The 13515-nt window shown below is 64.3% G+C and carries 11 protein-coding genes; 2 read left to right on the top strand and 9 right to left on the bottom strand.

Going from position 1 to position 13515, the window contains the following annotated elements:
* The first annotated feature begins 628 nt into the window (after nucleotides 1-628).
* Together VGN46_RS13575 and VGN46_RS13570 are read left to right on the top strand one after the other, a co-directional pair.
* A complete protein-coding gene (locus VGN46_RS13575; RefSeq protein ID WP_331644246.1) occupies nucleotides 629-2293 on the top strand; it encodes an autotransporter outer membrane beta-barrel domain-containing protein in 1665 nt (554 codons plus the stop codon).
* 214 nt (nucleotides 2294-2507) lie between these two features.
* Nucleotides 2508-3371 carry a hypothetical protein gene (locus tag VGN46_RS13570; protein WP_331644245.1) on the top strand — a complete coding sequence of 288 codons (864 nt, stop codon included), beginning with the start codon at nucleotides 2508-2510 and terminating at the stop codon, nucleotides 3369-3371.
* Here VGN46_RS13570 and VGN46_RS13565 read toward each other — a convergent pair.
* From VGN46_RS13565 to VGN46_RS13525, 9 genes are read right to left on the bottom strand one after another with little or no spacing between them, the layout of a single operon-like run.
* Nucleotides 3368-4558: a hypothetical protein gene (locus tag VGN46_RS13565; RefSeq protein WP_331644244.1), complete on the bottom strand. Its 1191-nt coding sequence runs from the start codon at nucleotides 4556-4558 to the stop codon at nucleotides 3368-3370. The genes VGN46_RS13570 and VGN46_RS13565 overlap by 4 nt on opposite strands.
* Nucleotides 4555-5748: a glycosyltransferase family 4 protein gene (locus VGN46_RS13560; RefSeq protein WP_331644243.1), complete on the bottom strand. Its 1194-nt coding sequence runs from the start codon at nucleotides 5746-5748 to the stop codon at nucleotides 4555-4557. The genes VGN46_RS13565 and VGN46_RS13560 overlap by 4 nt, the downstream gene beginning before the upstream one ends.
* Nucleotides 5745-6383, bottom strand: a complete 639-nt coding sequence (locus VGN46_RS13555) for a polysaccharide deacetylase family protein (RefSeq protein WP_331644242.1) — start codon at nucleotides 6381-6383, stop codon at nucleotides 5745-5747. Before VGN46_RS13555 ends, VGN46_RS13560 begins: the two co-directional genes overlap by 4 nt.
* On the bottom strand, nucleotides 6380-7552 hold the full coding sequence (locus tag VGN46_RS13550; protein ID WP_331644241.1) for a glycosyltransferase family 4 protein: 1173 nt from the start codon (nucleotides 7550-7552) through the stop codon (nucleotides 6380-6382). The genes VGN46_RS13555 and VGN46_RS13550 overlap by 4 nt, the downstream gene beginning before the upstream one ends.
* Nucleotides 7549-8667: a glycosyltransferase gene (locus tag VGN46_RS13545; RefSeq protein WP_331644240.1), complete on the bottom strand. Its 1119-nt coding sequence runs from the start codon at nucleotides 8665-8667 to the stop codon at nucleotides 7549-7551. The genes VGN46_RS13550 and VGN46_RS13545 overlap by 4 nt, the downstream gene beginning before the upstream one ends.
* A complete protein-coding gene (locus tag VGN46_RS13540) occupies nucleotides 8664-10019 on the bottom strand; it encodes a phenylacetate--CoA ligase family protein (RefSeq protein WP_331644239.1) in 1356 nt (451 codons plus the stop codon). The genes VGN46_RS13545 and VGN46_RS13540 overlap by 4 nt, the downstream gene beginning before the upstream one ends.
* A complete protein-coding gene (locus VGN46_RS13535) occupies nucleotides 10016-11275 on the bottom strand; it encodes an O-antigen ligase family protein (RefSeq protein ID WP_331644238.1) in 1260 nt (419 codons plus the stop codon). The genes VGN46_RS13540 and VGN46_RS13535 overlap by 4 nt, the downstream gene beginning before the upstream one ends.
* The gene (locus tag VGN46_RS13530) at nucleotides 11263-12360 is read right to left on the bottom strand and encodes a polysaccharide deacetylase family protein (RefSeq protein WP_331644237.1); all 1098 of its coding nucleotides are present in this window, start codon (nucleotides 12358-12360) and stop codon (nucleotides 11263-11265) included. The genes VGN46_RS13535 and VGN46_RS13530 overlap by 13 nt, the downstream gene beginning before the upstream one ends.
* 5 nt (nucleotides 12361-12365) lie before the next feature.
* A complete protein-coding gene (locus tag VGN46_RS13525) occupies nucleotides 12366-13496 on the bottom strand; it encodes a glycosyltransferase family 2 protein (RefSeq protein ID WP_331644236.1) in 1131 nt (376 codons plus the stop codon).
* Between the last annotated feature and the right edge of the window lie 19 nt (nucleotides 13497-13515).

Here is a 13515-nt window from a genome sequence, read left to right as displayed (position 1 = left end):
GGCAGGGTCGGGGAGTCGTTCCGACATCTGGGAGCTGAGCAAGGATTCGGTACTTGTTCTGCGAGAAGGTGCCAAATCCGGTTACATAAGGACGAATGAGTCGCAGCTCCATGTGTCCGATTCCGTAGTCGCGTCTAGCCAGGGAACCGCGATAAGCGCGGTGCTTCGAAGTGTCATAACGCTCGATAAGTCTTTCGTACACGACGAGTCCGGGGTGGGGGTCGGCCTCTTCGGCGGACTCGACCCCAAACGAAACAATGGCTCATCCATGATCATGACGGATAGCCGATCGTCTGGATTATTAGCGGGTGCGGTTGTTGGTGGGAGTAGCTCGATGGAGTTGCGTGCCTCGACACTGTCGGCAACCGGTGATAACGGCATAGGACTTTTGCTAGCGTCAGGCCGCGTTGATCTCGGCGACAGGTCAACGATAGAGGGTATCCGAGCGGGTGTGGTGTTCGGTTCAGAGTGGGGCGTGCCGTCTGGGCCCGCGAGTCTGACTGTCGCAACCGGTTCGTCAGTGAAGTCCGTGAGTGGGCCAGCCGTTCTGGTCTCCGGCACTCGCAATAGCGAGGTTCGAGCGACATTGGCGATTCGCGACGGCGGAAGGCTCATCGGTGGTAACGGAGTGGCAGTCGACATGCGGGACGGCGCTGCTTTGAATCTGAGCATCGAACGCTCGGCTATCGCAGGCAGTTTGCTGGTATCTCAGGACTCCTCGGCTCGTGTCAGGCTGCTGAACGGAGGACACCTTGAGGGTGAAATACACGGGCCAGCCCGAATCGATATCGAGCGAGGCGGCGTATGGACCGTTCCTTCGAGCAGTCGAATCGATAGCCTTACCTTGACGGGCGGCACGGCGCGCTTCGTACACGGCCAGTCAGAACCTCATTCGCTACGCATCGCCGGAAATATGGATGGCTCAGCAGGCGACCTCGTGCTAAACGTGCACATGGATGGCAAGAATGCCTCTAAGTCATGGGCGGATTCCGTCCTGATCGAAGGCGATGCTGACGTACTGCGACCTGTTGACGTAGCGCTGAATCTATCGGGTGCGGGCCAAGCCACCGATCTGAATGGTGACGGCAAACAATCCGCATCGGAAGGCTTCTCGCTGATCCAGGTAGCGGGGTCTTCGCGTCCGGACGCTTTCCGGTTGAAAGGTGACTTCGTGACATTGGGAGCCTTCCAATACCAGCTCAAGGCCTTTTCGGGTGACGAGATCGATCAAGCCGCGTCGCGCCTCGAGAGTGGCCCGGCCAAGTGGGACTATCGTCTGGCCGAGCGTATCGTTTGTGAGAACCCGTGCTCTGGAGAAGCGGGTAACGGCGCGGAGCGCCCAGCGGTCGCCCCACAGATCGCCTCGTACATATCGGCTCCCGGCGCGGTATTCGCCTATGCGGATAGCATCTCAACCGGGCTTCACGAGCGTCTGGGGGAGATCCGAGACCACGCGTTCGAAGGATCAGTGGGTGGTGAGCTGTTTGTGAGGTACTCGGGTAATGACCAACGCTACAGCTCCAATCGCTCGTTCAAAGAATATGGGTATGACTTCGATGAGCGTGTCGAAGCGTGGCAGTTCGGTGGTTCCATTGTTGGGCTAGATGGCGACAACGGGTCTCTTCGCGCGGGTTGGGCGCTTGATCATGGCACCTCGTCCGTGGTTCCTCGTGCGGTCGATGGCGATAGCGTGACCCGGCTCAAAGCGAATGGTACGTCCGCGTGGGTCACATGGAGGTCCGGAACCGGGTTCTGGGTGGATTGGGTGGTGGGCCGGCAGCGTATGCGTGGCCGGACAGATACCGCCCACGTCGGCGGCGTAGGGCGAGTTCGGGCGACCTCCACCGGAATGTCGCTGGGTCTCGGCATGCCATGGGACGTCGGGCAAGGTTGGCGTGTCGAACCACACGTGCTTATAGCGTCTCAGAACGTTGCCATCGACAAGATCACCGAGGCCAGTGGCTTGAACATCCAGTTTGCTGGCCGGCAGTACGTCACAACCACGGCAGGTGTTTCAGTGGTTCGCGATGTCGGCACGTTCGCGCCATTCGTCCGCCTCGACCTCCGGTCGACGTCTGGGGATGGAAGGGTCGACGCGGGGACAGATTCCGGCCGAACCTCGTCTCGCTTCGCGACCGGTCGCGCCGGCGATGAATATCTGGTGTCGGGGGGAATGACCGCTCAACTCACAGACCGATTGCAAGTGTTCTGTGAGTCCGCTTATCGCCATTATTTGAATCGCGGTGGCTTTCAGGGTTGGTCCGGCACTGTCGGTGCCAGGTTGACGTTCTGACACCGGTCGGAGACGGGAGAAATCCCGTCTCCGACACGATCCTGTTCACAGGTCAGGTGACGTCGAATGAAACACAGCGTACTGAAGACCAGAAAAATCCTACATTCCCGGTAGGCACAATGAGGCTATCGAGGTGTGTTTCCCCGATACGCGTGCTTCGCTGCACCCCCTAACGTGACACCTCCTAACCACGCAACACCAAAAGGAGTGCCACATGACCCACCGTCGCCGCGCCAAGAAGACCCGCGATTTCCTCAGCCAGCTCGCTCGCCAGGTGAGTGGCGAAACCGAGGTGCGCCGTGCACGCGGTCGCTTGACGCCCATGACCGCGTTGCATCGCGCGAGCATCCGCCGTAGCCTCAATCCCATCGTCTTCCCGCGGCGGCTCTACACGGAGGGCCTTTCGCTGGCCGCGCTCATCTCCATGCCCGAGGAAGTGCTGGTGGGCGTGATTCCCGACTATAAAGGGCTTCGCCACGGCGATGTCCTCACGGCACTGATCCACAACCGCGAATCTCACAAGACGCATGTCGCAGGCGCACTTTGCGTATGCGATGGCGCGGTGCCGCTGTCGATTCACTACACGCGGGAGATGCTCGAGCAATTCGACGTGAACGGCCGATGTGATTTCGCGTATGAGATCCGCAGTGCGGCGGGCGATGTCTCCCTCCGTTCCCCGCCGTCCACGTCGAAGGTGAAGATCCGCGATATGCCTGAGCGCCTTCCTGCACCGGTGATCGTGCGTGGTGAGGATGGTGTCGTCCGTGAAAGGGACATCGTGCCGCAGCTCGTGGTCGAGATCCCTGCGTCATGGCCGGCGTGCAAGGCCGGGGATTGCATGCGCCTGCGCATTGGCGATGCGTGGTTCGCACCGATGTCGGTGGAGATCCTTGACGCCGGGCTCGACCCCATGGCAAGGCTCCTGATCTCTTGCGACGATGTTCTGCGCATGGTTGCAGAGCAGGGGGACGAACCGTTTACCCTGGAGGCGTCCTACGACGTCGAGCGCCAGGGTGTCTTTAGTCCTTCGGATATCGCCGTGGTGGCTTTTGATCTGAGCGGCTCAAGCGTCGCCTAGGGCACCGTTGTGGCAGGCGTCGCCAGCACCGCAGGCGCATGCACCGGCCGGGGAAGCTCGAAATCACGATACAGGCTCGGATTTCCCGTCATGCCGGCCTCGGCGGCCTTGGCGATGTTGTACATCTCACGGGCGGTCACGTAATGCAGCACGTAATCCTTGCCGTCGTTATAGCGATCTTCGAGATAGGTGTGCATCGCGTCGATAGGCGCACCAAGCAGCGTGTCCATATCGCGCTCCTGCGTCCCGTGCGTGTGGATCTTGATGAAGGTCCATTCGGGCCTGCCTTCGACATGGATGCCGGTATCGACCCATTGATCGACGCGCTCACGGGTGGGCGGGCATGCTTTCCGAATATCGGAGTTCTCGATGCGTGGGATGATCCCGAAACGGCGATTCTTCCAGTTCAGGCCGAGGACGCCCTGGATAATGAGCAGGTCGCCGCTAGGCCGGCCGCCGACGCGCATAGGGACGCCGGTATCGTGGCCCTTGGGCTTCCCGTGGGCGTCCGCCGCGTAATAGATGGCGTTGGACATGCGGGTCTGGGTATCGCTCGGTGCCGAAGGCAGGGTGAAGTCGGCGTAGCAGCCAAGCTCACGGAGCAACCCGAGTTCCTCGTTGATACCGCACCAGCGGCCATCGGGGCGGCTGTTGGCCAGGCACCAGTTGCCGTGGATAAACGCAAACTTCAGCTGGCCCGTCGCCGGGTCGCGCGGCAGCGCCCCGTGGCGCTCATGCAGCAGCTTGTTGAAACGATCGATGGTGGCGACGAAGTTATCCGGGGTGTCGTCGTCGTGGTGCAGGTGGATCTCGATCTCGCCATAGCCGTCGGCGCACAGGCTGGCGATCTTTTCCAGGTGCTCCTCGACGTACTCTTCCTCCGGGTAGAAGAAACCGTGCTGCGGCGGACGGCCGTCGGCATCGCGGTGGCGGCTGGCCATCTCGCGGTATTCCTTGCACCAGCGGTCGACGCGGTAGCGCTGGCGGTCCATGTCGACGCGGCCCCAGTTGGGCTCGAAGTGGTCGACGAAGCAGAACAGGATGTGCCGGGGACCCGCGACCTTGGGCGGCTTGCGCCGGGTCAGGTAACCCCATAGCCAGTACTGCATGTTGCGCGCGCGGATGGCGATGGTGATCGCGGCGGCGAACAGCAGCATGGCGATGGCGACGATAAGAAGGGCGATCATGCGGCGGCTCCCGTCGGGACGAGGGTGAGCAGCTGTTCGGCATTGTTGCGCCACTGGCGCTCGCTGGCGATGTAGTCACGCGCGGCTTTGCCGACACGGCGACGCTCTTCGGCCTGGCTGGCAAGGGCGATCACGCGCTCTACGCAGGCGCTGGCGTCGCCGCGAGGGAAGAGCCACCCCGTGCGGCCATCCGCGATGACTTCGGCCACCGGCGCATAGTCCGGGGCAACCACCGCCACGCCCATGCCCATCAGTTCGAATAGCTTCATCGGTGAGCCGTAATGGTTGGAGTTCGGCAGTACCGCGTAATCCATGCAGGCGATCCAACTGGCGATTTCGTCATGCGGCACGCGGCCAGGCAGGAGCACCCGGTCGCTGAGCCCGCGGCCGGCGACCCGTTCACGCACGGCCGGCAAGGTCTTGCCATCACCGACGAAGACCAGGGCAAGCCCTGGCGCATGCTCCAGCCGATTGGCGATGGCCTCGACAAAGGCGTCGACGCCATGCCAGGGGGCGAAGACACCAATATGCCCGCACACGGTCAGCCCGGTGAGCCCACGCGCCGCACGTAACGCCTCACGGTCGAACTTCGCCGGATCGAAACGGGGAAGGTCCACGGCATTCGGGGAAATCACCGAAGGCGCGATATCGCCATAGGCCTCGATCGCCTTGTCGCGGAAATACGTCGAGATGAACACCAGCCCGGTCGCCTGACGGAAGCACCAGCGCTCCACGCGGCGCGCGAGGCCGCGCATGGTCAAGGGGCGGACCCGCTCTACCAGGGCGGAGTCGTTGATCTCCAGGACGATCGGGATCCCGCGCCGCCGCGCCATCCACACGGTCGCGAACAGGAACAGGGAATAGCGCTCATAAATGAGCCGGGGCGGTGCAGCCCGCCACGCGCGCGACATGCGCGCGAAGGTCACCAGGTTATAGAGCAGCTCGAAAACCTCAAACACAACACCCGGAAGTTTCGTCACCACTCCGGCGAGTCGGTTACGCCCCCCGGACGCAGCGGCACCGCCTGCCTGAGCCGAAGCGCTTCCCTCATGCTCCCGCTCCGGATCCGCCCCCGGAAACGACATGACCGACACCTCATGCCCTAGCTCACGCAAGGCGTTGACGATGCCGCGGATATGCACGCCCTCGACATGGCGGCCCCGGGTGCGGTGGTGATAGAGGATATTCACGCATGGCTTCCCGGCAGCGCGTCGAAACGCATGCCCTGGGCCAGCCACTCCGGCAGCAGGGTATCCAGCGCATCGGCGGCCTTGTCGCTGTCATCGTGCATCAGCACGATATCGCCCGCCGCCGGCGGATCATTGCGCAGCCGGGAAATCAGCCAGTCAATAGGCTTGTCCTGGTAATCCAGGCTGTCGTACGACCAGTAAACGAAGCTGCGCTTGCGCCGTGCGAAGTGCATCAGCAACTGCGCGCCGATATAGCCATGCGGCGGCCGCATCCGGTGGTGCGGGCGGTCATCGAACAGGCGGAGCAGGGCATCGGTGCGGTACACCTCGTCCAGCTGCTTGCGCAGGTTCATATTGCGGAAGGACCAGTGGCTGTACGAGTGATTGCCGATCATATGGCCTTCGCCGACGATCCGCTGCACGATCTCCGGGTACTGCTCGATCTTCTCGCCCACAAGGAAGAAGCTGGCCTTGACCCCATGCCGGGCCAGCACGTCGAGCAATTTGGGTGTGTGCTCCGGCTCGGGGCCATCATCAAAGCTGAGGTAGCACGCGGGATCCTGCCGGGCCCGCGTCATCAACAGGTGGTCGGGGAGCAGGCTGAGGAGTTCGTGCTTTTTGGGTCGGCGGATCATACGTTGACACTCACGTGGGCCGGCGCGCCGGCGGCAACGCGCTCCAGCATGCGTTCAAGGTGGTCGATATTGTCTTCCCAGCGGAAGCTGGTCGCGTGGGCAGCGATCGCTTCGCTATCCACGTGGCGTCCGAGCATGTCGGTCAGCGCGTTGGCAAGGAGATCCGGGTGGTGCGCGGGCACGAGCAGGCCGGCAAACGCGGGCACCACCTCGGGAATGCCGCCTACCGCGGTCGCGACGACCGGCGTGCCGCAGGCCATGGCCTCCAGGACGACGTTGGGCACACCTTCGTTGTGGCTGGGCAGGCAGAGCAGGTCAGCGGCACGGAACCAGTCGGGCAGCGCCGCATGCGCCACCGAGCCCATGAAATGCACGGACGAGCCGCAGCATAGCGACGCCGCACGGGTTTCCAGCGCGGAAGCGTCCGGGCCATCGCCGACGAAGTACAACCGCGCATCGCGCCGCTGCTTCGCCAGCAAGGGGAAGGCTTCGATCAGGTCCATGCAACCTTTGCTGTTCTTCAGGTTACCGGCGTACAGGATGATCGGTTCGTCCGCGGGTAGCCCCAGGCGCAAGCGGGCGGCGGAACGGTGGCCACGGCGGAACACCCGTCCATCGACACCGTTGTAAATCGTCTCCACGGTCTCAGGGCGCGCCCCGATCTCAACCGCTTTCACCGCAAGCGCCTTGCTCACCGCGAGCACCGCACCGGCCCCACGCAGGGCGTGGCGAATCTGCGGGCGGCGCAGGCGCGAGGCAGCCTGCACGTTGAGATCGCTACCATGCACCTTGACCACGTACGGCACGCCGAGCAGGTGCGATATCCACGCCGCGGCAGCCGCATCGGGATACGCCCAGCTAGCGAGGATCACGTCGTAACGGGCGCGGCGCAGTTCGCGCCCGCGCTGCCACATCACGCAGGCGACGTAGCACAGCGCATTCAGAAACCTGCCAACGCCCGGCGGATGGTAGAAGGTGAAATGATCGCGCTTCACGTTCGGCACGTGCACCTGGCCCTTCGCACCGCCCATCCGTTCGCGGAAATCGACTGCCGTCAGTACGTCCACCTCGTGGCGCTCACCCAGGCGCTGGAACTGCTGCCGGTTGAACGTGCCCCGGCGTGGATCCCACGGTGTGGGAAACAGGTTGGTGAGCACCAGGATTTTCACGGCACGGCCTCGAGGTGGCCGAAGTACAGGCGCGTATAGCGGGCAGCCATGGCTTGTAGCGAGCCGTTCTCTTCAACCCAGGTGCGCGCGGCGCGGCCGAAGGCGGTGGCCTGCTGCGAGGCGTGCAACATCTCGAGCATGGCATCGGCCAGGGCGGGCGCATCACATGGCGGCACCAATCGCCCGGTGGCGCGATCCCGCACGATCTCGGCGTTGCCGCCGACATCGGTGGCCACGATAGGCAGGCCGGCGGCGCAGGCCTCCAGCAGGGCCATCGAATAGCCTTCGGTCACCGAGGACAGGACGAACAGATCGAGCCCCTGCAGCAACTCATGCACATCATCCCGGTCGCCGAGGAAATGCACACAGCCGGCGATGCCTTCGTCATACGCGCACGCGCGCAGTGTCTCGCGCAGCTCGCCATCGCCGATCAGCACCAGCACGGTGTCACGACGGTGGTGGCGCACGGCGCGGAAAGCGCGGATCAGGCTGGCCTGGTCCTTGGCCCAGTTCAGCCGGCCCACGGTCCCGATAATCCGGGTGCGTGCCGGTACGTTGATGAGGCGAGCGAGGCGTTCGTGCATCGCGTCGTTCGCGACGTCAAAGCCATCCAGGCGGATGCCGTTCGGTACCACGCAGCACTTGCGCGCAGGAAACATCCCGCGGGTCACCGCATCGCGCCGGGCCGCTTCGCAGACGGCGACGACCGTGTCCGTCGCGGCCATCGCGCGGCGGAACAGCCACTCGCGCCGGCCGGGCTTGCGCGTGGCGCCCATGCCATGTCGCGTGTTCACCACCTGGCGGATGCCCATGCCCGCTGTGGCGAGCACGGCCTGGTAATGCGCAACGGCATTGTGGGTGTGCAGGACCTCGGTGTGGTGGCTGGCGATGAACTGCCGGGCCAGGCCGATCGCGCGCAGGTCGAAGCCCAGGCGCTTTTCGCAGGCGCGCACGGGGATGCCCTTGATCTCCAGCTCGGTCGCCATGGCCCCGCGCTCGAACAGGCAAACCACCTGCACCTTGTGGCCTTCACGGTGTTGCTGGGTCACCAGGTCGATGACCATCCGTTCCAGGCCACCGCGGTTGAGGTTCTCGACGACATGGGTGATGTTCACGAGTCCAGCTCCGAGACAGTGACGCGTAGCTTGCCGCTACGGGTCAGCGGGATGTCGTCGACGAAATGGCAGTGCAGTTCCGCGCTTTCGCCCAACACCTTCGCCACTTCGCGCCGGATGTAAGCGAGCGATGCATCATCGAAGCCCTGGCCGCGCACGATCGAAAGATCCAGCCGGTCAAGCTGGCGTTGCACGAGCTGGAAGCGTGCCAGTCCCGGCACATCCTTCAGCATATGCGGGAAGAACTCACCCGGCAGCACGTGGCCGGCGGGTGTGCGGATCGCATCCAGCTTGCGGCCATCGACACTGGCCAGCAACGGCAGACCCCGGCCGCAGGCACACAAGCCATGGAAACGCGTGGCCATATCGCCATTCACGTAACGAATGAACGGCATGCCGTAGTTGAACAGATCGGTGATGGCAACCTCGCCGGTGCCGTGCTCGGTCGGTTTGCCATCGGCCCCTAGCGTCTCGACCAGCAGGTGGTCCGCATTCACATGCAGCCCATCGCGGTGCTCGCACTCCGAAGCAATCAGCATGAATTCGCGGCAGCCATAGGTGTTGAACACCGGTGCGCCGAAGGCTCGTTCGATAAGCTCGCGCTGGAAGGGATGCAGCGCCTCGGCGGCTCCAATGAGGGTGGCCGGCCGCGCCACCCGGCGCCCGGTATCGACGAGGAACTGGGCCAGGCGGACCAGCGGCCCGACATACGAGACGATCACCTCGGGGCGGTACGCATCGATCGCGTCCGCGTAAGAGGCCAGGTTTGCCTCGGTCATCGCGAAGCTGTTGAGCAGCTTGCGCGCGAAGACGGTGTTGTACACGCGATCCTTGAAGCGATGCGCGGCGGTAGGTTCGCCCACCGCACCGCCCCACAGGAATACGGTACGCCGGCCCATGCGTGAGCCGGCCCAGCCATAGCCGCGCCACATCACCGCGACGCGGCGGTCGTTGCTTTCCCGGGTATAGCCAAAGCGCAGCGGCTCGCCGGTCGATCCACCGGTGGCCTTGTAGGCGAGCGAATCTTTGTGTGAAACGGCCTTCAGTGCCTCGGCATGCTCGCGGATATCCGCCTTGGTCAGCACCGGCAGCAGCGCCACATCGGAGGGCTCGCGGATATCGCCGGCCGACAAGCCCATCTGCGCCCAGCGGTCGCGGTAGAAGGGTACCTCGCGCTCGCACCATGTCAGCAGCTTCTTTAGCCGCTTGAACTGCAGGTCACGGATCGCGTCGGACGAAAGCCACTGCGTCTGCGCATACTCACGCAGGTAGCGCGGCGTGTCGCGGCGACGAAGTCCACCTTCGTAGGCAGGCCACAGTACGTTACGCAGCAGGGGCTCGTAGAGGCTCATTGGGTTCGCAGCAGCACGGCGACCAGCACGAACAGGCCGGCGACGCCACAGAACGCGGCCGGCACCCAGCGCCAGCCATCGCGGGAGAAGCGGAAGGTCGGCAGCTCCGGCCAGCGCCGGCGTGCGCCCACGTAATGACCAGCGACCACGGCGGTGATCAGGTACAACACCACCATGTAGCTGCGGCTCAGGAAGAACGCGGCGGCGAACAGGCCGCACAACGAGAGCAGTAGCGTCAGGGCCAGTTGCCGTTCCATTACCCATTCCGCCTCACGCCCCGGTTCGTTGGCGGCAGTATGCGGATGGCGGAGGATCGTCAACATCATCCAGAAGCCATAGCCTACAAAGGCAAGCCAGAGGATAAAGCCGAGGAACCCGGTCTCGGCCAGCACCAGCACGAACGAGTTGTGCGCCGTGAGTTCGTTGTACTCGGTGAAATTGCCGGGGCCCACGCCGAGCAGCGGGCTGTCGCGGAACATTTCGAGGCCGGCATACCAGGCATCGACACGGCCCGCGGCGGATTCCTCGCCGGCATCCAGCTCATCCATGCGTGACGACAGCACCTTCAGCGCGGCCAGGCCGATCACCCCCAGGGTGCCGGCGACGACGATGCCCTTGCGGTACCAGATGTACGCACCCGCGACGACGAGTACCGCAAGCATGGCGCCGCGCGAGTTGGTCAGGTACGTGCCGTAAAGCAGCAACAGGGCGGTGGCCAGCCACAGCCAACGGCCCGGCGCGCCGCGACGGCCAAGGAACACGGCCATGGGAAAGGTCGAGGCGAACAACAGGCCCAGGTCGTTCGGGTCATTGAAGATGCCCACGTACTGGATGCGGTTGCCCTCACCGATCACCATGCCGGTCCAGCCGACGCCGGTCTGGGCCTGCTGCACGCCATGCAGCGCTAGCACCGCCGCGCAAGCCACCATGACCCCCATCGCCACGCGCACGCGCCGCTGGGTGGTGCAGGCGGCGCCGAGAATGAAGAAGGCGATGACGGTGGGGCCAAACCGGGCCAACTCGTCCAGCGCGCCGCCGGTCCAGCCGTTGCTCACCTGAGAGACCATAAGAATCAGCAGGAAGCAAGGCAGGATGATGAACTGCGGGGCCTCGAAGGTCTTCTGGCGGGAGGTGAGCCAGGCGAGGAACGCCAGGCCGAGTACCGCCGGCAGGATCGGCACCAGGTCCAGCCCCGGGATGTAATCCTGCGGGCGGATGATGGTAAGTACGACGTACAGGAGGATCAGGGGGAACATGCCTCCTCCTGGGGCGCGTTCGCCTCATGCGCCGCCGTGGGGTAGCTCATGAGTTGGGGCAGGGCGAGCATCGCCGCGAACCAGCCGGGCCCCATGTTGGCTTCCACCGGCAGGCGGTACAGCGAGTAGCGATTTTCCGAAGGCTCGGGGTTGGTCCCGCAGATGTAGCTGCAGGCCAGTTGGAAGCCGGCCTTGCGCGTGGCGGCGATCACCGCGTCGTTGTACGCGCGGTCGCCGCCGACCGGGTAGGACATGAGGATCGCCGGGTTGCGCAGCTCGCGGTCCAGGGTGCGCTTGGATTCGAGGATCTCGGCTTCCATCTCCTCGATCGGCAGACGGGCCAGCATGCGGTGGTGGACGCCGTGCGAGCCGAACTCCATCCCGGCGGACTCCATCTCGCGCACCTGATCCCAGGTCATCGGCCGGCAATCGATCGGGCGAGCCCCGGCAGAAGGCATCTTCCATTCCACTTCGAGGCGCTCGGTCATGGCGCTCTGGCCGTGCGCATCCAGCCACTTCATGCGCAGCAGCACGTTGCCGGCGATACGCCGGCGTAGCATGCGCTCGGCCGGTAGCGTGACGTCGATACCGAGCTCGGGCAGGATCAGCCGAGGCGCTTTCGTCGTCAGGATCATATGCACCAGCCAGTCGTACGAGTACGGCGTGCCGGTATCGATATGGCCGGTGGAAACGAAGAAGGTGGCGGGTACGCCGATCTCGTCGAGGATCGGCGCAGCAATGCGGTAGTTATCGTCGTAGCCATCATCGAAGGTCACCGCCACCGTATCCGGCGGCAGCGCTTCGCCGGCGTCCAGTGCGGCCACCACATCGGTGAGGCGCATCGGCCGGAAGTATTTCTTCAGGCGCAGCATCTGCTCGCGGAATTCATCCGGCGGCGTGCTGATCAGCTCCATGTCGAACTCGTAGGTTTCCGGGTCCGGGATCGGCATGACCCGGTGGTAGGCAAGGATGCGCAGGTCGCGCTGCCACCACGAGCGAACCCGCTGCAACGAGTGCAGCAAGCCACTGGAGTAACACAGCTCGCCAAGGCGGCCGCGGATGCCGGGAGCGCCACGTTGGTTCATTTCGATCACCATAGGTGCAGCCTGCGGTTACGGGCGAAGGCCAGCAGGGCCTGCGCCGCGAAAAGGTTGAGGTAGAAAAACGCTACGGCGATCCGTGCAGGCATCCAGCGGCCGAGGCGGGGGCGCAGGCGGGCCAGGCCCACCAACAACGCACCTGCGCCCAGGGCACCGAAGGCCAGGGCATACATCGGGTGGCGGTTAAACAGGAAGCCGGTACTCAGGAACAGGGTCACGATCAGCCATGGCGCGAGCAGGCGCAGCACCTTGTGGCTGATGAAGCAAAACCACAGTGGATTGTGGAACGGCGAAAGCAGCCACGGCGCGAGTTGCAGCAGCTGGTAATTGCCAGCGAGCGTGCGGATCTTGCGACGGCGCTCGGCCTCGGGCTCCTGTGACGGCTGATCCCACGCCATGGCGCGGGATTCGAACACCACGCGCTTGCCCTGCGTGGCGACGCGCATGGGCACCAGTACATCATCGAGCACGGTGCCCGCGGGCAGGGGCGTGAATAGCGAACGACGAACGGCGTAAATAGCGCCGGTCACGCCGATCATCGAGCCGGCGGTGCTCTCCGCATGGCGGATCATCTTTTCGTAGCGCCAGTAGAAATCCACGCCCTGGGCGAAGCCGGTGCGCACGTTTTCCATGTGCAGTTCGCCACCCACGGCGCCGACCGTGGGATCGGCCAGGTTGGCGACCAGTTCCTTCAATGCGCATGGCGAAAGCCGCTGACGGATGTCGGTCATCAGCAGCACTTCGCCGCGGGTCAGCGCCACGGCATCGTTCACACAGGCGGCCTTGCCGCGGCGGTTGGGAAAATCGAGCACGGTGAGGCGGGCGTCGGTGCTACGCCGGGCGATCGCCACGGTGTTGTCGCGGCAACCATCGCAAGCGAACACGATGTCAATCAGTTCCGGTGGGTAATCCAGGCCTTGCAGGTTGGCCAGCTTGGTCTTGATGTAGCGCTCGCCATCGTGCACCGCGATCACGATGCTGACGGTAGGCAACCAGGCCTTGCGGGCGACGGGCCGCGGGCGCAGGCGCGCCCACAGCCACATCAGCAGCGGGTAGCCCACGAACACGTGGGCCAGTAGAAGCGCCGAGCCCCAGCAGGCTAACCAGGCGATGTGTGTCATGACGTCTCCCCCTTTTGAT

The organism is Luteibacter sp., assembly GCF_036500425.1.
GTDB lineage: Bacteria > Pseudomonadota > Gammaproteobacteria > Xanthomonadales > Rhodanobacteraceae > Luteibacter.
Note: the sequence above shows the minus strand (reverse complement) of the source record. Positions and strands in the feature narration are given on the sequence as shown.

Coding starts and splice junctions, on each gene's coding strand:
- VGN46_RS13570 (WP_331644245.1), top strand. CDS start 2,508: ATGACCCACCGTCGCCGCGCCAAGAAGACCCGCGATTTCCTCAGCCAG.
- VGN46_RS13565 (WP_331644244.1), bottom strand. CDS start 4,558: ATGATCGCCCTTCTTATCGTCGCCATCGCCATGCTGCTGTTCGCCGCC.
- VGN46_RS13555 (WP_331644242.1), bottom strand. CDS start 6,383: ATGATCCGCCGACCCAAAAAGCACGAACTCCTCAGCCTGCTCCCCGAC.
- VGN46_RS13540 (WP_331644239.1), bottom strand. CDS start 10,019: ATGAGCCTCTACGAGCCCCTGCTGCGTAACGTACTGTGGCCTGCCTAC.
- VGN46_RS13535 (WP_331644238.1), bottom strand. CDS start 11,275: ATGTTCCCCCTGATCCTCCTGTACGTCGTACTTACCATCATCCGCCCG.
- VGN46_RS13530 (WP_331644237.1), bottom strand. CDS start 12,360: ATGAACCAACGTGGCGCTCCCGGCATCCGCGGCCGCCTTGGCGAGCTG.
- VGN46_RS13525 (WP_331644236.1), bottom strand. CDS start 13,496: ATGACACACATCGCCTGGTTAGCCTGCTGGGGCTCGGCGCTTCTACTG.